Source organism: Paracrocinitomix mangrovi (assembly GCF_019740355.2).
In the GTDB taxonomy this organism is placed as follows: domain Bacteria; phylum Bacteroidota; class Bacteroidia; order Flavobacteriales_D; family Crocinitomicaceae; genus Paracrocinitomix; species Paracrocinitomix mangrovi.
On sequence record NZ_CP091819.1, the window covers coordinates 2,378,943 to 2,400,977 of the forward strand.

General features: G+C 33.7%; 15 protein-coding genes. 9 read left to right on the plus strand and 6 right to left on the minus strand.

The window, feature by feature from the left end; genetic code table 11:
* Positions 1–18: 18 nt before the first annotated feature.
* The 6 genes from K6119_RS10905 to K6119_RS10930 are packed head-to-tail and all read right to left on the minus strand — an operon-like array spanning position 19 to position 7,081.
* Positions 19–1,245 (minus strand): radical SAM protein, encoded by a 1,227-nt coding sequence (locus tag K6119_RS10905; protein WP_221838984.1) that lies wholly within the window; start codon positions 1,243–1,245, stop codon positions 19–21.
* Positions 1,246–1,252: 7 nt separating this feature from the next.
* A complete protein-coding gene (locus tag K6119_RS10910) occupies positions 1,253–1,867 on the minus strand; it encodes a hypothetical protein (RefSeq protein WP_221838982.1) in 615 nt (204 codons plus the stop codon).
* 52 nt (positions 1,868–1,919) lie between these two features.
* Complete coding sequence (locus K6119_RS10915) at positions 1,920–2,699, minus strand: hypothetical protein (protein ID WP_221838979.1); 780 nt, start codon at positions 2,697–2,699, stop codon at positions 1,920–1,922.
* Positions 2,696–3,277 (minus strand): nucleoside/nucleotide kinase family protein, encoded by a 582-nt coding sequence (locus tag K6119_RS10920; protein WP_221838977.1) that lies wholly within the window; start codon positions 3,275–3,277, stop codon positions 2,696–2,698. Before K6119_RS10920 ends, K6119_RS10915 begins: the two co-directional genes overlap by 4 nt.
* The gene (locus K6119_RS10925) at positions 3,274–4,626 is read right to left on the minus strand and encodes a nucleotidyltransferase family protein (RefSeq protein ID WP_221838975.1); all 1,353 of its coding nucleotides are present in this window, start codon (positions 4,624–4,626) and stop codon (positions 3,274–3,276) included. The genes K6119_RS10920 and K6119_RS10925 overlap by 4 nt, the downstream gene beginning before the upstream one ends.
* A complete protein-coding gene (locus K6119_RS10930) occupies positions 4,616–7,081 on the minus strand; it encodes a PEP/pyruvate-binding domain-containing protein (protein WP_221838973.1) in 2,466 nt (821 codons plus the stop codon). Before K6119_RS10930 ends, K6119_RS10925 begins: the two co-directional genes overlap by 11 nt.
* Before the next feature lie 61 nt (positions 7,082–7,142).
* Between K6119_RS10930 and K6119_RS10935 the strand changes: the two genes are divergently transcribed.
* From K6119_RS10935 to K6119_RS10975, 9 genes are all read left to right on the plus strand, one after another.
* On the plus strand, positions 7,143–8,144 hold the full coding sequence (locus K6119_RS10935) for an NAD-dependent epimerase/dehydratase family protein (protein WP_221838970.1): 1,002 nt from the start codon (positions 7,143–7,145) through the stop codon (positions 8,142–8,144).
* 43 nt (positions 8,145–8,187) lie between these two features.
* Entirely contained in the window at positions 8,188–9,171 is a 984-nt protein-coding gene (locus K6119_RS10940) for a fatty acid desaturase (protein WP_221838968.1), read from the plus strand.
* A 40-nt stretch (positions 9,172–9,211) separates the two neighbouring features.
* Positions 9,212–9,634, plus strand: a complete 423-nt coding sequence (locus K6119_RS10945; RefSeq protein WP_221838966.1) for a hypothetical protein — start codon at positions 9,212–9,214, stop codon at positions 9,632–9,634.
* A gap of 20 nt (positions 9,635–9,654) precedes the next feature.
* Positions 9,655–10,257, plus strand: a complete 603-nt coding sequence (locus tag K6119_RS10950; protein ID WP_221838964.1) for a CDP-alcohol phosphatidyltransferase family protein — start codon at positions 9,655–9,657, stop codon at positions 10,255–10,257.
* Positions 10,258–10,297: 40 nt separating this feature from the next.
* Positions 10,298–12,778, plus strand: a complete 2,481-nt coding sequence (locus K6119_RS10955; protein WP_221838962.1) for a cation-translocating P-type ATPase — start codon at positions 10,298–10,300, stop codon at positions 12,776–12,778.
* A gap of 181 nt (positions 12,779–12,959) precedes the next feature.
* Positions 12,960–14,486, plus strand: coding sequence for a hypothetical protein (locus tag K6119_RS10960; RefSeq protein WP_221838960.1), 1,527 nt, complete (start codon positions 12,960–12,962; stop codon positions 14,484–14,486).
* A gap of 10 nt (positions 14,487–14,496) precedes the next feature.
* Entirely contained in the window at positions 14,497–20,466 is a 5,970-nt protein-coding gene (locus tag K6119_RS10965; protein WP_221838958.1) for a caspase family protein, read from the plus strand.
* Positions 20,467–20,499: 33 nt separating this feature from the next.
* Positions 20,500–21,252, plus strand: a complete 753-nt coding sequence (locus K6119_RS10970; RefSeq protein WP_221838956.1) for a WG repeat-containing protein — start codon at positions 20,500–20,502, stop codon at positions 21,250–21,252.
* Positions 21,253–21,285: 33 nt separating this feature from the next.
* Entirely contained in the window at positions 21,286–22,035 is a 750-nt protein-coding gene (locus tag K6119_RS10975) for a hypothetical protein (protein ID WP_221838955.1), read from the plus strand.

The window sequence follows — 22,035 nt, forward strand, 5'->3', positions numbered from 1 at the left end:
AATTTCAGGTTTACGTTCTTAATTTTCGTCCATTTGGACCAATTCTTCTTTTACTATTATTTCCTTATTCATTTCACATCCATCATTCTTCATTTGCTGAATATTGGCTTCATGCTCCTCATCCAGGATGTGAGATTTAGTATTTCTGCAAAATGGACATGAACTCATGTATCCATTCGTATCTATGTACAAGTATTTATTACCGGCTGCTGTACAACCGTTTCTCTTTTGATGATAGCCCGGATACAAGACAATCGGCATGTCTTTGTATTCAGGATCTCTGTTTGCTTTAATAAAAAAGTCATCTACTACCTCTGAATGCTCAGGTAATAACCAAACTTCTTTTCCTGCAAAATTACCAACCGCTCTTGGCTCTAACATTTGCACAAATGAGGCCCCAACATCTTTTGCTAAATGAAGATATGCGTACAGGTTTTCTTTGGTACAAAATTCACGCGTCAAACATATTGTGAAGGTCAATACCAAACCTGCATTTACTGCATTTTTACCACCTTCAATTGCCCAGTCATAGGCTTTATCATTTCTTCGGAATTTATTGTGTAAATCTCTATCATGATGATCCAATCCAATTGAAATCCCGGTAAGTCCTGCCTGCTTTAATCGTTGTGCATTTTTTTCATTCAGATTAAATCCGGATGTAAATACCCAAAAATCTGAACTGTCCTGAGCTGAATTTAAAATTTCAACAACATCATCTACTTTAGCCATTGGATCTCCTCCGCCAAAATGTATCATGGGGATACCGGCATCCTGTAGTTTTTTGACAATTTTTTTATGATCTTCTACCGTTAATACGTCTTTTTTATTCAGCTCTTCTCCTTCATAGCAATGCTCACAATTCAAAGGGCATTTTTTAGTAAAAGCCAACTGAACCATTCTGAGATTTTCCAAATTTGAAACATCATTGTAAAGTGCTTTTCTTGATTCTATATCAACAATTTTGAAGAAGTGTTTTGATGGCCAGCCTGCATTATTACAATTGAAATACACCTTACCATCCACCAAAGCAACTTTATCGTGATACTTCTTTTCTTTGGTATATCGTTTCTTCATCTTAACAGAACTGCGAAGAATCTTATAAACACGAATAGGACTTTTGTGGGTTTTAAAAAGGTGCACAAAAACGCTCCACCAGATACCAACAAACTTCCTCTTACTCTTTGATCCTGAAAGAATCAAAGGTTCATGCTTTGGCGCAATTGTATTTGTTTGTGCTATACTCATCAAGCAATTATAAACGCAATCCTAAAGATATTGACGGTAAAAGCAAGTAACTTTTCAACTCTTCAGGTCTTGCCGCATCAGATTTTTTAGCACCTAAATAAAATACTGATCTAAACTGTGTATTTAAATACAACATACGCTTGTACAAGTACAGTTCAAATCCTACGTGAGGTGTCATTAAAAATGTAGACATGTACATAGTTCCTAAACTATCTTGCGTCAATCGCAATTCTTCCCATCCTGAGATTAAACCAACATATGGATTTGATTCATATTTTTTAAATGCTCTAATACGGTATCTTAACAACAAAGCGTATTCCTGCGTAACTCTAACATTAGTTCCACTAAGTGCGTTATTGAACATGTTTTTATGAATTTTTTCAGGGATATCAGTCGCCATTAAGTACAATCCAACAGCAAAATTTCTATCCGGTGTAACGGTATACAATCCATTAATTGAACGACCACTATTGAAAAATAAGCCCGGTTCAATCTCCATTTTAAGTCGATTGTTATCTACATTGTGCGTGTCCAACGTAAATAATTTCTGAGAAAAGCCAGAAAAACTAAAGCCTACCAATAGTACTAAAAGATAAGGAATTTTAGAATAATTAAATCTCATAATCAGGGGTTTAGAACGGCAATATAAAAAGGTTTTGCAAATTTCAAACTTGCTAAATACTTTCTTTTTGTATGATTTTAATCAGTTCGTCAAAAGCATGCATGCTTGTTGAATCAATAATTTGATGTTTTATTTGAGACTGAGCAAGCACTTTTAGATAGATTGGTCTCATCTTTTGTAATAAGGACAAAGACTCATGAAATTCCTTATCATTACGACCCTGAATTCGGCTCATTAACGTTTCAGGTGGAGCATCTAAAAAATAGACGCTATCAGGTAGTTGTACCCCAAACAATTCAGATAATTTTTCAGTACTGATATTTGATTCATCTGAAAACCATTCATGTAGAAACTTCAATAAAGCTTTGGATTGAATCGGGATTTGAATTCCTATATTATGATTCACTTTTTGAATAATCAAATTCAATTCTGCTTCATATTCCTTATCTAATTGATTGGCCAAGCGATCATCCAAATTATCGGGATGCATCACATGATAATACACTGCAGCATAAACAGCAGTATCAATCAAAGGATGACGTTCTGCAAAAACAGTTTTTCCGTTCTTTCTAAGTTCTACGGCTAAATCATTAAACAGAATCATTGAACCAAACATGGCTATGATTTTCAAAGCAGGAATTTGCTCCATATCTGCCCTTTCTCCAATTTGATTTACGAAATCACAAGCATCTTTTAATGCTGCATTATTCGCGAACTTTTGTGGTTCTGTTTTAGGCAGATGCAACACTTCAATTTGATCAGTAAACTGATCTTTCAACATACTTAAAAAAGTACTTTTTCCACTTCCGTCCAATCCGGTAACTACAATCATGAGATGATTTCTAAGGCCTTGTTTTTTATCTCTTCAATTGAGCTTATTGCGTTGATATTGTACCAGGTTGATTGATCAAAAAACGACCATTGTTTGCCCGCCAATTTTTGAAAACTTAAAAATGCTTTATCCGATTGTTCTTGAACTCCGCATTCGTATTTAGACAAGCTTTGTTTGCGACTCAAAGCTAATTCCTCTTCTATTTCCAAATTAATCACCAAATCCGCTTTTGGGAAAAATTCAATAAGACTTTTGACCAAATTCTCTGATGCACCCAATGTCAATTCAGATGCAAAATACTTATAGTAATAAGCATTCATCAAAACTGTGTCTGCCTTTGATTCTTTTGCAATTTCAATAGATTGCTCCAGTGCGTGAGATAAAAACAGCAATCTGGCATCCGCACTTAGTTTGCACAAATAGTCGTCAATGTCTTTTTTAGATTGAAACAGTCCAAATTTCATTGCATCCCAAATTGAAGCTACATGAAATTCAGGGTACAGTTGAGCTATTCCGTCTACAAGTGTAGATTTTCCAGAACCATCTTTGCCTGTTACAACTATTAATTTTTGCATCATTGAATTCCTTCTACTGCCTGAACAATTTCTTTTGGATTGATCCCTTTTTTCTTTAAATAATCAAAGTAAGATTCCTTTTTGATTACATAATTTTTAATGGATACAATTAAATCTATAAATAATTTCATGAACAGCAAAAAGGTAAATTTCCATCCTATTTCCTGCGCAATTAATGCAAAACAATGAAAAGGTGCCTTGATGCTTCCTTTTAATTTATGCCAAAATGTAGGTTGATGAAAATGATCATCCAGCTTAAGTGAAACTTTTGATTTTGGAAAATATATTTTACCAACTATTTTAAATAAATACTTTGCTTTTTTGTGAAAATGAGGGAATAAATTAAAATAAATTACATCTTTTTCAATGTCCTGGAAATAATCAATGTATGAATTTTGAAAATCTCCACTTTGCTCATGAACCTTGAGCCTTTTCACCGTTCTTCTTTTGATATATCCCTTGCTTCTTTCTTTTAGTTTATTGATGAATTCATCCGGAATTACATTAACACACAAATTACTCATTGAAAAGGTATAGTAAGCCTTGTCTAAAGCATTTGACTTTTCTAAAATTCGGTAAAGTTTGTCCCAATCAATTTCATTGCTGATCACCACATTGTAAACATCCATGCAGTCTCTGATTCCGCATTTGTATATTCCCATATGCAATACCAAATGCAATAAATTGTGCTCAGGAGAAAGTGCATTTACTTTGACACCCTCAAACTCAAATTCAACAACATCACGCCAAATACTGTCAATATCTGTTTTGAATTTTGTAGTGGCGGATTTTAATCCCCATTGAGAACCCATTATGCAATGGTAATCCGGACTTATAAAAGCCATTCCGACATGAGAAAATTTAGCAGGTTTCTCTTTTTCACCGCTCCATCCAAAGCCTAAAGGAATAAAATTCTTTTCTAAATAGATATCCTGTATCCTATCCCAATCATTTTTATGAATTAAGATGTCAAAATCATTCATACGCTTATATCCAACTTCATTATAAACACTGGATATAAAGTAGTTACCTTTTAATACAGCAGCTTGAATATCGTTCTCATTAAAAGCTTTTAAAACGTTTTTAGCTACATTATTTCTGCTCGTATTTTGATCTTTCACCTTTGAGTGAGCTGATTTAAATTGTTCTTTAACATCCTCAGTTAAAATGTCCAAAAAATTATAATTCAACAGTTGGACATACGCCCAAGGAGCCAATTTCCATTTTTTACAATACTCAAAAAACTGTTGTTGTAATTTAGGTTCAAGACCTCTCAACTCTTCTTGAATTTGGCTTTGATCTTCATCAGACCACTTAACGCTTGATATTTTGGATGCTAGATTAAACCACATCAATAAACTCTATTACTCCGGTTGCACCGTTCATTTTTAATTTTTGGCCTTCAGCTACATTCCTAATTAATCCTTTTACACCTACAATTGAAGGCAATCCCAATTCTCTGCAGATGATTGAGGTATGACTCAACAAATTACCGCGCTCTGAAATTACACCTTTAGCCTGAGAAAACATATTTACCCATCCCGGTTCAAAGTATTTTGCTACCAGAATATAGTTTGAAAAATTTTGATTTAAATCCGTTTCACTATCAACAATCAATATCTCTCCTTCAACTATTCCACTGCAGCAACCAATACCTTTTAATTGACCATCCTGAAGTTCGATTCCCTCTTCAGGTACTTCATGAAACTGCTCATTTATTTGAACATATCTTATTGGTGATTCGTCAGACTTGAAGTTCGAATAACGCACTTTTTGATCTTCAATTTGCTCTTTGTAATTAGCTCTTAATGTAGGGTTTGTTAACTCATCCACCTTCAAATACATTACATCCCTCGCTTCTTGTAAAAATCCATCTTTCACTAATCTTTCACCAATTTCAAGAAATAAATGACGAAATATCACAAAGGTTTGAAGTCTTGAAAATCGGTAGTTTTCTCTTGCTTTAGTCCTGCGAATTGCAATTGAAATCAATCGCTTAAAAACAGCTCTTTTAATGAAGTTTGTGGGATATAATTCTTTTAAAATTGCCTTATAATCAAAAGCATCTACCTTATCAAAAGCAATAACTTTTTGACCTGCATTTTGTTTGAGATACTCAATAAATGAAATGGGATCATCTTTAAAAGTGATGGTCTCCATTTTCAATTCACTGTCAACTGATCGATCTCCGTACAAGTCTATGTGACTTTTAACTTTGGTCAAAAATGAAGGATGCTCCAATTCCAAATTGTTCCAAATTTCACTTTCTCCATTATTTTTAAATAATTCAGTAAGTACAGGATTATTATTGATTTCAGTTAAAAGTTGATTAAAACTCTTTACCAACTCAACCGATACAACATCACCTTCGGCAAACAATATATCATTAAAGAAATTTGGATACCTTTTTTCAATTTTTGAACGCCTGATGTAACGCTTCAGTCTGAAATAAATCACCATAGTAAAAAGTCCATTCAAACTAGGTGCAATCCAATTTTTAGCAAATGAATCTCTCAGTATAAAATAGGTATCAACAAGCTCTTTATAACTGAGCTTTTGCATTTCATCTTTTGAATACTTTTCCATTAAAAATTCAAAAGTTAATGCATATCGTTTTTCGTACTTTTTGCGTCTAAATAACTTACCTATTAAATTCAACAAAATACCAAATCGCAAGTAAACCGGATGTCTATGATTAGGTGGATCAAAATAAACTCCACTCATCCCCCAAATTCCGGGAAGTTTTGAAGCGAGCTTTTCTCCAAATGGCAACTGATATAAATTGCTTTGCCAGGCAGATACATTGTAATATAAAACGCCATTTATTCCACCCATCATATTGGCAAAATCATCTTTGTACTCAGCTAATATCTTATTGTGGAACCCAAGTGATTTTGCTGTCATTTTATAGGCATACTCACTGGTAACTTTTGCAAATGAAATAGAAAGCGGAAGTGTTAAATCAGGATAATTTGCTTCAGCCTGAGTTTTATCCCAAACCGACATCTTTTCATTCAGCTCCCGATTGGTAACCGGTCTAACTTGTAGCCAATATAATTGATCATCATAAATGGCAAACTCTACATCAACCGGAGTGTTTATTTCCCTTTCAAGTATATGAGCACCATCTATTAAACCTTTCATAAAAGGTTCAATCGCAGCCATGATGTCTCCACCATTTACATTTACAGATTTGCGCTCTCCTTCAATATATTTTTCACCTTCATACTCAGTTGAAACCGGATCAAAAACTGTCCAATCTCTATCAAATTTAATGGCATATGCCTCTAATTGCCCCGAAACTAACTTATCACCTAAGCCCGGAACCAAATTGATAACTCCACCCGGATTTGAAAAGTCTAAAGGATCCTTTGAAAACATCACTCCGGAATAATCTGAAGGGATCATTTTTTGAATTATCACACCAAAAGAAGCAGATGCTTTTGCATAAGTTGTGTCAACCAAATAAGATTGAATCACCTCCTTTACTGCAGCAGGTAAATCATGTAGTTTTACATTCAGCTTGGAAGTATACTGTCCAGCAAAAGACTTTTTAGTTCCGTCTTCATTAGCCGCACTTGAACGTACTGCAAATAAAGTGTCTTCTTTAAATTGTTGCTTGGATTGCCAATCGGTAATTAATGAAATTAAACGATCATCTTTCTCAAAAGATTGAATGGTAGTGAAATCCAACACAAGAAATTCAGGTACATTAAATCCTTTTTTTAGCAGGATCTGTAAACCTTTAGCTTTCCCTCCTATTTCAGAAAGTTTACCAATACTTGTATCATCAATTTGACTGACCATCAATTCCTAAAGTTATTGAATTGAATAAATAGCGAATGTACTTATTAGTATCTTTAGAAATATGAGAATCATCATAACAGGTGCAACAGGAGCTTTTGGTGGTGCAATGGTGAGACATTTTGCAGCACAAGGTCATGATGTGATAGCGTCCGGCAGAAAAAGTAATCCGCCCAAATCTTTGTTAGCGTTGGCCGAATATGTTCAGGCTGATATTACAAAGCCATTTGAATTACCGGATGCTGATGTTTGTATTCATGGTGCCGCCCTTTCTGATGACAAAGCCAGTTCAAAAGAACTATATCTGCCCAATATTGTGGGAACCGAAAATACCATTGAGGCAGCCAGCAAATGCAAAAAGTTCATTTTTGTCTCTTCCTCTTCGGTTTATTTGCCTCAGCAAGATTTGATAACTGAAGAAATTGCCGGCAAGCAAAACAACAAAATGTTATCCCCTTATGGTCATTCTAAACTCCTTTCAGAAGAGACCTTGAGAAACAATTACAAAGGTGATCAGTGCTTTATTTTGAGACCAAGAGCCTTTTATGGTGTAGGCGATACGCAGATTATTCCCAGAATGATGAAGCTGGTAAAAAATGAAAAATTCAACCGACCCGGAAAACTCGATATTCAACTTTCAATGACTCATTATACCAACATGGCTGCAGCAATTGAATGTTGTATTGAAAGCGAATTGAAAGGAGTGAGAACATACAATGTTGCAGATGACGAAACCTATGTAATGATTGAAGTGTTACGAAAAATATTCAGTACAGTTTATGGCAAAAAGCTCGCAGAAAAAGAAATAAGTATAGGTCTTTTAAAGGTTTTGGCATTTTTTAGAATTGCCGGATTCACCCCTTTGTTAGTTCGAGCATTGACTCAAAACATGGTATTGGATATATCTAAGATTAAGCAGGAACTCAATTATCAGTCTGCCATCAAATTTGAAGAAAGCCTGAACGATATCAAAAACTGGATAGAAGCAATAGGCGGTTATCAAACTTTGTTAGCAATAGAAAAATTGAATGTTTGGGGAAATGAAGTCTCTCCAAAGGAGCAATAAAAAAGATTTATCTTAGCGGTATCAACTATTTCACTGATGTGATATGTCAGCCAATATTGAAAAAACGGTATATATTAATCTTGCCCGATACACCCAACCGGATGCGGGAAAATCCTGGTGGGTTTTTCTTTCAGCATCAATAGGTGCCGCATTATTTATGTTTTTGGGATTTTATGTTTACCAATTTGGCTGGTACTATTCGTTAATCGCCTATCCTTTTGTATGGATTTTTTGGTCGAGATTATTCATTATTGTGCATGATTGCGGCCACAAAGCCCTGTTTAAAGATCAATTGTCAAATGACATTGCAGGTACCATAGCCGGAGCGTTTACAACTGTTCCATTACCCTTATGGAGATTCATTCATGATCAACATCACAAAGCCGTGGGACATCTTGAAAAAAGACCTATCAATCCGGATTTGTGGACGCTAACAGTAGAAGAATATAAGAAGGCTTCAATAGTTAAAAAACTGATATACCGATTTATGCGAAATGGAATGGTCAGGGTTTTTATAGCACCCGCAATGTTATTCATCTTAGGAAGATTCCCTTTTCCAAATTTGTCTTGGCAATCAAATGTTTCAATTATTGCAATGGACATTGTTTTGTTTGGTGTTGGATATTTGGTTTACGTCAATGACGCATTTTTGATGGTGACCATTGTTTACCTCATTCCACTTTATGTTTGGTTATCCTTTGCTGCCATGATGTTTTATATGCAACATCAATTTGAAGATACGCATTGGTATGAAGGTGAAGATTGGAGTAATTACAAAGCATCAATTCATGGCAGCTCATACATGCATTTTGGACCTTTTATGACCTGGATGACAGGAAATGTTGGATACCATCATATTCATCACTTAAATGCAGGCATTCCTTTTTACAAATTGAAAAAGGCTAATGCCAGTGTAGCACAAATGTTAAAAGTAAAACCCATTTCATTTTGGAATTGTATTCCGAGCTTAAAAAAGAAGTTGTGGGATGAAAATAAAAGGGAGCTCGTACCTTTTAAGGATATTTGAATCCAACAACTAATATAAAATACATTTAACCCAAAAAACAATGAGAAAATTAAGTTTTATATTCTCCATTCTAGCAACCATTGCTTTAACTAATTCATGTAAAAAGGATAGTTTAAAAAACTGCACAGAACATGAAGTATCACCTTGTAATGAAGACAGCAGTAAAACAAATATTAGAATTAAAAATATCAGTGAATACGATTATTGCAATGTAACCATTAACCCAAGTAATGCCAGCACCAATTACGGAATCCTTGCTCAAGGTGAAACTACATGCTATAAATCATTTGATATAGCTTACAACTATTGCTACGTTGAACTGAAAATTGGGAACGAAGAATTTGTAATTCAACCTATTGATTATGTTGGAGAACCTGAACTTGGAATAGGTTATTTTACCTACTCAATTGATGTTAGCGATTTTGACAATAAAGTACTTTCAATACAAGCCAATCAAGATTAAAAAGGTAAACTTCTACGTCAATGAAACACGTCCCATTCCTATTAATTTACAGTAGAATTATAATGGGTGTTTTAATTGGAGTACTCGCTTACTTTCAATTAAACAATTACCCATTTTGGATTGTTACCCTAATGTCACTTGGCTTAATTACAGATTTATTTGACGGTATTATTGCAAGAAAACTTGGTGTTTCATCAGACAAATTGCGAATATGGGATTCTAATGTTGATGTGTTTTTCTGGTTAATAGTGATTGCCTCGGTTTTTTATCTAAATGTTGATTTTGTAAAGGACAATATTATTTGGATTTCACTTGTAATTGTATTGGAGATAATTGCTTATATGATTAGTTTTTTGAAATTTAAAAAGACCATTGCTACCCATTCTATATTGGCCAAAATATGGTCACTTTCCCTTTTAATATTTCTAATTGATTTGACCCTAAACGAAAACAGTAATCTTGCATTTATAATCTGCATAGTATTAGGTTTGATCTCTCGAATTGAAATCAATCTTATTATCATTCGCTTAAATGAATGGGCAACTGATATTCCATCCATTTTTTCAGTACCCAAAATAAACAAGGGTATTGCAATTAAGAAGAGTAGATTTTTAAATAGTTAACGCAGCCCAAGCGAACTTATTAATGTATAATTTTGGAAGTATGCAGAAAGGATTATCCAGTGAAAATGCGTCAAATCTTTTAAAAGAGTACGGTTATAACGAATTGCCTACTGCCAAACCAAAAAACATTGGTCGCATTGCATTGGAAGTTGTTAAAGAACCTATGTTCATTCTTCTTCTTATATGTGGATTACTTTACTTATTGTTGGGAGATTATTATGAAGGCATTGTGTTATTGTGTTGGATCTTCATCATCATTTTCATCACCTTTTATCAATACAGAAAAACTGAAAAATCACTAGATGCACTAAGACAACTCTCTTCCCCTCGTGCTTTGGTAATTAGAGATGGGTTACAAATTAGAATTCCGGGCAGGGAAGTTGTTCCTGGAGACATTGTCCTTCTCAATGAAGGTGATCGTGTTCCAGCAGATGCTACTGTTATTGAAAGTAACCATCTCACAATTGACGAATCATTACTAACAGGAGAATCTGTACCAGTATTAAAAGGGCATGATCAAACCAAAGATGATATCTTCAGTGGTACATTAGTTGTTCAAGGAAGTGGATTAGTTGAAGTAAAATCTACCGGAGTAAATACTGAATTTGGCAAAATTGGAACCTCACTCAAATCAATTGAAAAAGGAACTTCTCCTTTACAGGGGGAAATGAAATTATTGATACGTAACCTCTTCATTATTGGCGCAATCATAAGTGTAGGTGTAATAACTGCATTTTACTTTACCAGAGGAAACTTTATTGAATCAATGATTAATGGCCTTGCTGCAGCTATGGCTTTACTTCCTGAAGAATTTCCTGTTGTACTTACAATCTTTATGGCTTTAGGTGCATGGAGGTTGTCAAAAAACAAAGTTTTAACACGTGTCCCCTCAACTATTGAGACACTTGGATCAGCCACAGTTTTATGCAGTGATAAAACAGGTACAATTACCCAAAACAAAATGGAAGTCGCTGTATTGTATCACAATAACCAAACCTATAAAAAGGAAGATTTTGTATCCAATAAAAATGAAATAGAAAACTTATTGATCAATTTGAATTTAGCTTCCACAAAGGATTCAATAGATCCAATGGAACAAGCCATTTTTACGGAGCATGAAAAACTATTTGCCAGTAATCATATAGATCAATTACTCAAAGAATATCCTCTTAGCAAAGATTTATTTGCAATGACAAGAGTTATTAAAATGAGCTCTAACAATACTATTGCCTTCTGTAAAGGAGCACCTGAAGCTGTTTTAAAATTATGTAGACTTTCAGAAGAAGAATCGCAAAGATTATTAGATAAAGTTCATCAATTTGCTGCTCAAGGATACAGAATGATTGCGGCGGCCAAATGCGAATTAAAGGACAACAATTTTCCTTCTTCTCAAAGTGAATTTGAATTTGAATTCAATGGATTGGTTGGTTTTGAAGACCCCATTAGACCAGAGGTTCCGGATGCTATAAAGGAATGTATTAAAGCAGGAATAAAAGTAATTATGATCACGGGAGACTATCCTGCAACGGCCAAAAGTATAGCTACTCAAATTGGATTAGAACACAATGATCAGGTAATAACCGGAAGTGAACTAAAAGAAATGTCTTTAGATGATCTGAAGAATAAAATTCAAGACACTCAAATTTTTGCACGAATAGTTCCAGAACAGAAATTACAAATAATTGAAGCATTAAAGGCCAATAATGAAATTGTTGCCATGACCGGTGATGGAGTAAATGATGCGCCTGCGCTTAAAGCAGCTGACATTGGAGTTGCTATGGGCTTTAAAGGTACAGACGTTGCTAGGGAATCATCTTCTCTTGTTTTATTAGATGACAACTTTGCTTCTATTGTATCTGCCATAAGATCGGGACGTAAGATATTTGACAATCTACAAAAAGCCATGTCCTACATTATTGCCATCCACATTCCAATTATAGGATTGGTATTGATGCCCGCATTTTTCTCTACACTACCAATACTTTTAATGCCAATGCATATCGTATTTATGGAACTAATAATTGATCCAACTTGTTCCATAGCATTTGAGTCGGAACAGGAAGAAAAAGAAATCATGAACCGGCCTCCCAGAAATCCTAACGAACGTTTTTTTGGATGGCAAAAAATCATGTATAGTTTGCTAAATGGACTCTTACTTTTATCTATGGTGGTAATTATTTATTTCATCTCAATAAAAGAGGGACATTCTGAAACAGAAGTAAGAACAATAGCATTTTCTTCTCTCATAATTGGAAATATCTTTTTAATACTCAGTTCTCTCTCAACTACACGCAGTTTTATATCTGTTTTTAAGGAAAGAAACAAAGCTGTTTATATTATCATTTTTAGTGCACTAGCGGTGCTGCTCCTTGTTATTAATGTTCCATTTTTTCAAGAGATATTTAGTTTCACTTATCCCGGGAGCCAACATTTTGTTTCTGCCTTTTTGGGTGCATTAGGTTTGTTGCTAGTTTTAGAAATCATCAAGTGGGTGAGATTTAACAGAGCTGTTTCCAAATAGTTCTTAATTATTTTTTTAGTTGTAATCTTTTGAATATTAAATAAATAACAACATCCTAATTGAGTACTGAGCTCTAAGTCACCAAATTTGCCTTTGGAAAGCGTATTTTTACACGAAACTTTTTGTTTTTGACCATGTTATGATTTAGATCTTAACAGTTAAAAAAGGTGAGGAATTGGGAATGAAAAAACTATTGGTAGCTACTATTGGATTATTTATTTCATTGAATGGAATAACTCAAATGTCACCTGAAGAACTGGGTGATTTTATTAGAGAGCTTGATACAGAATTTACGGACTACATCAATTTGGTTAATACTACTTCAAGCACATCTGCAGAACTATTAGAAAGAAAGGATGAATTCTCTGAAGAAGAATGGCAAAACGAAAAAATGTATGCCAAAGAAGAAATAGAGAATAAAATAGCTACTGTCAAAAATTATATCTCGGAATATCAAACAAGGTTATCTGAAGTAATTTCCAAAATTGAAAAATCGTCCCCTTATATTCCTATATCAGGAAAAGAGCTACTGAAATATTATAAACCGGTTCAGACAATTATAAGTGATCTTGAAATGCAGTTTGACACCTTGTCTTATAGATTTCTTTCATTTACTGATCAATACTACGGGAAAGGAACTTTTGAAAAAGTTTTTATGGACGACCAAGGCAAAACCTCTGTGGTTCAGTTTCTGACAACTTTTAACTGGATGTCAGATTCTACTGTTTGGAAATACAAAGATATATTGTCTACTAACGAACAATTAAGTGAATTTTATGGTCAATTTGAATATGAAAAAGATTATCAAAGACAGATTAAATTCTATAAAAAATACAAGATTGATTCCTTAAATGGCTTTCAATCAGAACCGGTATCAGTTTACATCTACAGAAACCAAAAAACCAATAAGTACGGTTTATTAGAAACTGTTGGTTTTGATGTAAAAAACACCAAAGAAATTTTATCATCTGAATATGATTCAGTTGCCATTGACGAAACATATTATGATTATACAAGAATATGGACCATGGCCATTGGATGGAAAAGCGGTATTGCCACTATCAAAGAAAAACAAGGTGAAGATCTGGGAGAATATTTTGGCTCAGAAAAAATCCTGACATATGAAAGTCCTGTAAATAATATTTGGTTTAATGATAAAATGAGCTTTCCTATGGGAGCTGTTGCAGCCAAAGATACTTTGGGACAATTTTACTATCTAAATGCCAGAGAAAATAAAGAATTGACAGTTAAATACAAAGAGGAAGAATTCCTTCCGCTTCTATTTGAAGGGGCTATTAACAAAGACTGCTACATTAGATTGGTATCAGATAAAATACATTATGGTAGTGGATGGTGGCGCTATGAAAATCAAGCGTACAAATTCAAAATCTGCTATGAAGACACGCTTGGGATTCCTACCTGGTATGAAGATACGGCCAGATATATCTGGTTTTATAAAACAGGTGAAATTGAAAAAATCAGGTTTAAAGATTCTATAAATGGAGATACCTATAAATCATTCCATCCTTCGGGTGAATTGAAAAGCAATATGAAATCGATCAAAAGTCAAAATTTCATAGATAAACTCCACAAAAATGGAGATATGAATTATCGCTTCAATCAGCCGGATGAAATAAAATCAGGATCCCATTCAAAATTCATGGTGATTTTTTCCAGACGGAGAAATGATATATATATCAAACAATAGATTTTAGGGTATGGTAAGAAATTTATTATTGCTGCTTTCTGTCGCGTTTTCAATACAATTAAGTGCTCAAAATAGCCATTGGTATATCACTTTTGAAAAAGATGGAAAATTTGGTATTCTTGAAAAAAGTCAGGAGACTTATCAACCAATAGACACGCTAATTCCTGCAGAACATAATTTCATTTATAACCTCAGTTTTTCTAATAATGAAAAAGGATTTTTCCTAGCAGAAGAAAAAATCAGCTATGATCATTTTAAAGGAGTTACTTTTCTTGATTCAACTTTAAAGCAAATCAACCAATTTGACGAGGTTCATGATATTTATAGCAACTACGCTATTATCTCAAAGGATGGCAATCTCAAAATTCACAACCTCTTATCTAATAATTCAGTTGTTTCTGATTTAGATTCTGCAGCAATCCTTACCATTTGTGCACCATATGAAATGAATGAATATGACCCCATGGGCTATAACTACTGCAGAACTAGCAACAGTTTCTTTTATTATGAAAAAGACAATAATTATGTGGTCTCAACAGAACCTGGTGAAACCTTAATTCAAAAAGGACAGCCCATTATATGGGATGAGAAATACAGCTTTTTTAAATCTGGGAATACCTACTATTCCTATGATGGTAAAGAAATTGGAAATGATATTGAAAATATCACTGGTTTCTTAGATGTTGACTTTATCAAGCGAAAAGCAAGCAGTTCCTATTCTCATCAAGATGATTATTTGATTATTAAACACAGAAATGGCAATTGGGATCTCTACAGCACCAAAGTTTATTGGAGTAAGAAAGAACAACCTTTTTATTATTTAAAAAAATCACTTGTATTAAAAGACTTACCAGCCAATACAAGTCTAAATCAAGAGCAATATTCAAAAAAAGTAATTATCCTAAAATCTAATCAAGAATATGTGATTTATAATGAGGACAAGCTTTTAGGAGACAAAAAAATTACCAAAATACTGCCTTTCAAATCTTATGAAAGTGCCATCATTTACATTCAATCAGGTGACAAATTTTATGGACTTAAAAAGACAGGAGAATATTTGAAAGATTTTGAATGGGATAAAATTGAAATGATCTCAGAAATTGAAGATGAACACTACTATTATCTCGCTAGTAAAAATGATAAAAACTACTTGCTGGATACTGATGGAAAAATTTTATTAGATAACCCTGTTTCAAGCGTTAATTTCAGAGAATGGGGTTACAGAAAGCTTCTCATTGTAGAAAATGAAGAGGGTAAAGTTGCTTATCAAAGAATGGATAGTGAGTTCACTGAATTTGGTGAAAAAGACCGCCAATGGAGCGAAAAGCATGGAGATGAAGACTATTTGACTGAATCAATTTATAAAGGAGCTAATCTTATTGAAGAAAAAACAACTGAAAATGGTGTGTTGACGAGATCTTTAACCACAATTGGGGACCGTCGTGTAGTGAAATCATATTATCCTAATGGAAAATTGAACTTTATATCTTCATTGAAAAAAATAGAAGATCTGGATGAAGAAATCCGTGAGCAATATACCGACCAATACCTCCCTTTTGGAGACATCATTGAGTTTAACGAAAACGGTGACACCCTAAGCTATTCAAATTTCACCTATGACAATCCAAAGGAAAATTTCAGCTATGACGGTCTGGTTCCAAACAAGCAAGTACTATTTGAATATAATTATGAGGGTAAACTCCAAAGCAAACGAGAATTTGGCTTAAACAGAATAAATGATGAAATACAAACAGTTCCTTTAGGTTGGCACCGAGAGTATTATGAAAATGGTTTCCTCAGAAAAGAAGCATTTTATATTCTTCCAACTAATAAAACGCTTGAAGCCATTAAAGAAAATCATTTTGGATATGACGGACTGGTTGCTCAATCAACATCTTATTATGAAAATGGTGAGTTGATGGATAAACTCAAACTAAATGATAAAGGAGTTGAAACGGAAAGATTTTTTGAAAATGGAAATAAAGCATTTATTGGATCATCTAGCCTTGAGTTCTTTCTGGAAAATGGATTTGATGAATGGGAAAATTATCAGAGCTACTCGGAGGATGGAATGTATGTTATAGAAACTGAAAATGAAACCAAGGAGTTTAGAAATGATACCCTAAGCTATTACAATAAAAGAGATAAGGAAGGTGAAATCTTAATTGCGAAATACTATTGGCCAAACGGAAATTTAAAAACAGATTTAAGCAGATATAAGAGTACCTATTATAATACCAAGGGTGAAGAATTAATCACCTTTAAGCATTCTAAAGAAAAGTATAAAGATTACTACGGAAACGAAAGAGATTTTCTTCCATTTGATATGAGAAAAGAACTTTTGAAAATGGATTTAGATACCGTTGATTTTGGTAGTTCATTTAATCAAAATAAACTCATTCCAATTCCGGAAAGTGAAACAGATACATTTTTTGTTTTTGGAGAAAAACTCATAGCAGAAGTTCACTACAGTAAAAAAGATGAAGGCCTATATTTGAGTTATCGAATGAATTATGCAACTGGTAAGTCATACCGTTGCTCTATATGGGGAAATGACACCACAATAGAAAAAACCACTCATTATCCGGATGGTTTGAAAGTAACAAACAGACAGAGAAATGGCGTGATTGAGGAACAAACCAATTTATTAGATGAAGTAGATGATAAGTTTATATACGAACACTATTATTATTTCAATCCGACAAGTTATATCTATCAATACCGCAATTACAAAGACTCAGTTTTTATTTATCAGTATCATATGCTTTCTGGAAACGTATGGGATCCTATTGATTCTGTATTGTTAGATAAGAAATATTATCCTGACCATGATGAGCCCCTGGTCTATCATTATAATGGTGCTAAATATTATGATTTAACACTTGAAGGATGGTACCATGATGACTTGGGAAATCTTGTTTCTCACATTCGCTCTTGGGATGATGAAGACAGAGTAAAAAATGGAAATCATTTAAAATACATTAGAGACAATTATTATCTAGGCTATAAAATTGAATCAATATACCAGTATGAAGATTCCAGTAGAACCAAGGAATATGATTTGGCAGGTAATTTAATTTACACTGAAAAAAGACAACAAGAAGGAAGTTTTAATGTTGCCGTAGAGCAAATTAATTATTCATCTTTTAAAAATCCAGGTGCTGAAAATAAAAAAGTAAGAGCCAATATTCCTAATTACTCCACTATTTTGGCAAGTTATCGATTAAGCCCAATTTGGGATCAGAACAAAAGATATGTGCTTTTGTATAAACTCAATTACAAAAATTCATATGATGTAGAAATTGCCGAAAATTTTGTGTTTGATACTAAAAAAGGACAGATTTTATATCAGAATCAGAAAAATATTCCTGAAATCCCGAATGAAAAACTTAATAATCTTGTGGTTTTCAATAAAGAATTGTATTTGATTTCAGGCAACAATCTTTACAGCTTTGAGAAAGACTCATCAAGAGAAATTAGCAGTGTCTGGGCAGTATTTGGAGTGAATAATGATAAGGTTTATTACATAGATCGAAAAGGTAAACCTAAAATATCTGATTTTAATCTCATGATGACCCAATACACAGTTGAGGCTCAAGATTCTATTGAATATGGATTCTCCATGAGAGACTACTGGAATCCAAACACAGGCTGGGATAACTTGCGATTCTACCCAAAGGGTGGTTTCCTTATTGATCCAGAAGGAAGTTTAAACGGATTAAGTCGAACTGTTTTCATGGATTATGAAAAAAGTGACACTTTGTCAATCCCATTTTCTTGCGATAGAAATCAAATTAAATACTGGGGAAATTATTTGTACAATGTTGTTTGGAAGAATACAGATAACGAGCAAACATTGTCTGCAATAGAAGTGTTTAATGCAAATAACAAGGAATTTTTTAAAATACTTCCAAAAGAAAAAATAGGGATTTCAACAAAAGTACCTGCGTACACAAGAAAACAAGATGAGAATGGCAGGTGGTATGATTTCAGAGGACCTCAAGACTATATTGAAGTAAATGATGAATTAGAAAATCTCATCATTGCAAATTTTAAATATGATGAAGTTTTTTACCCAAGTGAGTGTTGTCCTGACATGACAAATGAGAAAGATTACAAGTCATACAAAATCAATTTTAAAAATAGATCTATAGACTATTTAGGTTTCTCAAAAGAAAGAGTGAAATACCCTAAAAGAGATGATATTCTTAAATCACAAATCACAACAGCCAATAACATTGAGGTTATGCTGAAATATGGAAGTATCCTAACTTATAAAGAAAAAGGAAAAGATAGTTTGCATTATTACAGCCTAATTAATGGAAAGCGATTCGAGACCAAACCTGATTATCAGAATTACGAAAAAGTTGAATTTGACCCGGCAGAAATTCCTTTGTTAGATAAAGATCTGGTCAATAGATTTGTCAACCCTGCTTATGAACTAGATACCACAAAAATAAAGGGTACCGTTATTAACAACATTCATGAAGGTGATAATCGTAAATTATTATTTGTAAAAAAACTTGAATTTAACGGAAGTGTATTTTGGAATGCTGACAAAGAAAATCCTTATGAAAGATTCGTAAGAGTTAGTTTTATTGATAATCGACCTATTTTCTACACCCCAGACAGGTATTATATGTCAGGATATGGTATTGAGAAATACATTACTTTCCAAATTGGACTAAACGTTTACCCAGTTGAACAATTCGACCTCAAATACAACCGACCAGATATTATTTTAGACAGATTGGGTTATGCAGATTCTTCTCTTATCTCAGCTTATCATCAAGCTTACAAAAAGCGTTTAAAAAAGATGGGATTCACAGAAGATATGCTGGAAGATGATTTTCATTTACCTGAAATCAAGATTGAGAACTATGAAGAAATGCCTCAATTACATGAACAGGGTAGTATTGAATTGGATCTGAAGTTATATGATTCTAAATACAAGCTGGACAGAATCAATGTTTGGGTGAATGATGTGGCCATTTACGGTACAAATGGAATCTCACTGAGAGATAAAGATGTTCAGGAATATCAAGCCAAACTAAAAGTTGATCTGGCTAAAGGAAAAAATAAAGTTCAGGTATCCGTATTGAATCAAGCCGGTGCTGAGAGCTACAAAGAAACCTTTGAAATCGAATGCACTGCCGGTAAAGACAAACCAGATCTGTATCTCATCACTATTGGAGAAAGCGAATTCCAACAGTCAGATTTTAACCTCACCTACGCTTCAAAAGATGCACAGGACATGGCAAATCTGCTTGAAAAAAGTAAGATCTACGAAAACGTATTTACCAAAACACTCATCAATGATCAGGTAACCAAAGAAAAAGTAATGGCTTTAAGAGCCTTCACTGAAAAAGCTGATATCAATGATGAAGTAATGATCTTTATTGCAGGACACGGTGTATTAGATGCCAATTTGGATTACTTCTTTGCTACTTATGATATGGATTTTCAAAATCCACAAGAAAGAGGATTAGCTTATGAAGATCTGGAAAGCCTATTGGACGGAATCAAACCTTTAAAAAAGACATTACTTATTGATGCTTGTCACTCAGGTGAAATTGATAAAGACGAAGTGCAATTGGCAGAAGCTGATGTTCAAAAAGAAGGAGATGTGCAGTTCAGAGTAGTGGGGAATACAGCATCACCTAAACTAGGATCACAAAACACATCAGAGCTCACCAAATCATTGTTTACAGATCTCAGAAAAGGAACAGGAGCTACAGTTATTTCTTCTGCCGGTGGAATGGAGTTTGCCATGGAAGGTGATGATTGGAAAAATGGACTCTTTACTTATTGTTTTATCAAAGGAATTCAATCCAAAGAAGCGGATTACAACAAGGATGGGGAAATTTGGTTGTCTGAAATTCAACAATACGTCTCTCAACAAGTTTCAGAGCTTTCAGGAGGTCGTCAACAACCAACTTCAAGAATTGAAAATCAAACTATAGATTTTAGGGTATGGTAAAATCAAGAACACATTAAATATTTAGCTAATAAAATGAAGAAAATTATACTATCAATTGGATTAATCCTGGGGCTTCTGAGTGGATTTGCCCAATCAAATAATTCCAAATTATGGGTTGATAAAGATGACAGTGGCAAGTATGGTCTGGTTGATGCAGATAAAAATACCGTTGTTAATTATCAATATGACGAAATTAAAAAAATGACCAGTGGAAATATCAGCTGGAATCAATTTTTCAGAACCAAACTCAATGGTAAATATGGAATTATCGACAAGTTTGGAAAAGAAGTAATTGCTCCAAAATATGATGAGATCACTCTTAAATCTCAAGCTGCAGATTGGATTGAAACAAAATTAGATGGAAAAATTGGTTTTGCGGATTTTGTTTATTCTGAAAAAACGGGTAAAACTGACATTATCACAGAAATATTTACCCCTGCTTATGACGATATTTTTTATGCTGCAGGAGAAGGTTCACCTAGTGGCTTTGTTCAGGTCAAACTCAACAATAAATGGGGATTGGTAAATGAGCAAAACGGCAAAGAAATTACCGGAATGAAATATGACAAGGTAAGCGATTTCTTTATGTATCAAGGATACAATTGTGCTGAAGTAACACTCAATGGTAAATACGGGCTAATTGATGCGGAAGGAAATGAAATTGTGGCTTGTAAATATGACGACATCCTAAGTATTGAAGGTGACGGAGACGATAAGGATAAAATTACAGTGCAACTAGGTGATCGTGAATTTATGATCAACAAAAAAGGACAGGTAGTAAAGTAAATACCTACCTTATGTCCATATTCTTAACCCAAAATGAAAAATTCACTGACATTTTTGACAACTTGTCTGTTAGTTATTTCTTGTTCAAGAAGTAATCAGGACAATACTCAAATTGAGGAGGAAAAAATCACTTATCTGGATTCAAATTGTGTTAGCAAAATGAATCTCGTTTTTGATCGACTCAAGCATATTAAAATGTTTCCAAAAATTGATTCTATTAAAATCTGGGAACCTGATTTATTGCCAAAACATCAAGCGAAAGAATATCATAAAAACGATCATTTTCTAAAACTAATATCAAGGGATACCACCTTGTATTCAATGGTTCAAATACAGGACATCAATTTAGGGGAGTTTTATCGACATAACCTATATTTTTGCTACCCTCTATCCAATTATTGGTATATCAATTACAATGACCATGTTGCAGGGAATTTTGGTTTCTTAAATGACTGTGGATTGAAAATAATAGGTGAAGCCGAAGACACCGCAACTAGCTGGAGCATGAGAGTTAGTGCTGGACAGCTTGTAAATGATTGGAAATTGGATTCATCTTCCCTTGAACCAAAATTTAACTCCATAACTTTTACTGACACTACCTACTCTACAATAATTGATGATAATGAACTAAGTGGTAGTTTCATTTTATACGGTTCAAAAATCAAGACAGCTCTTGATGATCCCTTCAAATTACATCTATTAGTAAACAACTCAAACCTGCTAATCTTGCGAGATAGTTTGAACCCTGATTCGGTCAATACTTACTTTTTTTCTAGTAAATAG